The organism is Sutterella wadsworthensis, assembly GCF_003315195.1.
In the GTDB taxonomy this organism is placed as follows: domain Bacteria; phylum Pseudomonadota; class Gammaproteobacteria; order Burkholderiales; family Burkholderiaceae_F; genus Sutterella; species Sutterella wadsworthensis.
Window position 1 is genome coordinate 1 of sequence record NZ_QNRV01000067.1, and the last position, 1,724, is coordinate 1,724.

Annotated in this window: 1 protein-coding gene; it reads right to left on the bottom strand. The window is 50.9% G+C overall.

Translation table 11 applies throughout. The features are described 5' to 3' along the window. Nucleotides 1–15: 15 nt before the first annotated feature. A partial coding sequence (locus DES29_RS12655; protein WP_249031210.1) for an IS1634 family transposase occupies nucleotides 16–1,724 on the bottom strand: 1,709 nt, incomplete at its 5' end.

Genomic DNA, 1,724 nt, shown 5'->3' on the forward strand with positions numbered 1-1,724 from the left:
TAACTGATCCATAAATCAGCGGAGAGTTTTAGGCGGCAGTTTCAATCCAAGCAGCGCGAGCATATCGCGCTGCTTTTTACTTAACTGACGCACCACCCAAGCATTGGCGTTTCTGCGCTTCTCAGCTTTGATGCCGCGCAGTTTTGCCATCAGCACATCCATGGAATCTTTGGGAATTTTCAAACCCGCAGTCTTGGCATTGGTCTGAGCACGACTCATCATCATGAGCCGCAGTGAGGCCGCTATCGTGCAGACAAAGAGCTTGCCCAGGCAGCTCTTGTTCGTGCAGCGCAGACGATCTCCGTCTACCCAATTTTTGTATTGGCTGAAGTCCAGTTCAACAATGTTCCGCTTTTTGTATGCCTGCAGCGCAGCAAAAGGATCGCTTTCGATATTGCTGCGAATGACAAACATCCCGGCATATCGGACTGCCTCACGAATGGCCTCATCATTGCGGTCCCAACGTTTCTTTCTGCCCTCGGCTGCCGGCAGTTCTTTGATGTAGCGCCTGTATGTACGCCAAAGTTCAGGCGGCACCTCTCGATTCTCTGCTTTGAACTTGAGAATCTCTGCAACTCTGGCAGCCAATTCAGTCATCTCGTCTTCATCAGCACCGGGGAAGCGGTACAGATGTACGAAGAGCTCCTTGTTAAGCGTTCCGCTGTCGGTTTCCAGCTTCCACGATTCCTTAACCGTTCGGGCATAGGCACGAGTCTCTGCGTCGTAAAACCCAATATCGCGAAACGATTCTCGGTATTCATCGAATCTGAGCTTCATGACGTCTTCAACAATGCGAACGCCTTGAATGAACTTCAGTTCGAGATTGATCATTTTTTGGACATTCTGCAGTGAGGAATAACCTCGATCCGTCACCAAGGTAACGTTGGAAAGATCGAGATCTGCCGCTCGCATGCGGTAAATGATTTCTTTGAGAGCTGCGGCGTCATTGATGGAGCCTTCATACGTATAAGCAAAGACGATTTCTCCGTCTTTTTGATCGCATACGAAGGTGTAATTGATCTGTTTGAGATCGGGATCCCTCTTGGCATGACCATACGCCGCATCACCAATCGTTTTGGAGTATGTGGAGATGGATGTGTTGTCCAAAGCGTAGGTCAGACTTTCGACGTCTTCCGCTTTGGCTTTATCGAGTTTGGCTGCATGACGGAGCCTGAAAAATTCCTCGAAATCCTTGATGCTGACCGCAGAAAGCAGCTCACTGATACGCTGATCGCTAAGCGGGCTGGCGTTCTTAAGATAGACCTCCTTCCACCATTCGCCATAAGCGGCCATACTGCCGCCCTGATCCAATTTGTAAATGGCGAGATGAAGCAGTTCGCGTGCCTGTGCGTGACCGAAGATATCCGCCAATGAACGAAAAAGCCCAGCTTCTTCGGCAAGCGTCTCAATAGCCCAAGCGGCACCAACGTTAAGCACATCGTCTTTAAGGGCTTCTTCAATATCTCGATCCGGTCCCGGCCGCTCTGGGAAATCACGGCGATAGGTCTCTTCATCGACCAAACGCTTGTCGGCACCATAAAAAAGCGGGAAGCCTGCGTACTGAGGAAATTGCTCAAGGAATGCTTTGCTGGGCACGACACGGCCGTCATCGTGCAGTCTGCCGACATGACGGCGATTGAAACTGTGGGAACGCTTGCGCACCGGGTCCCATTTGGTTTGGTAGGCCTTGATGTAGGTATAGCCCTTGGCGTTGGTTTCGGCAG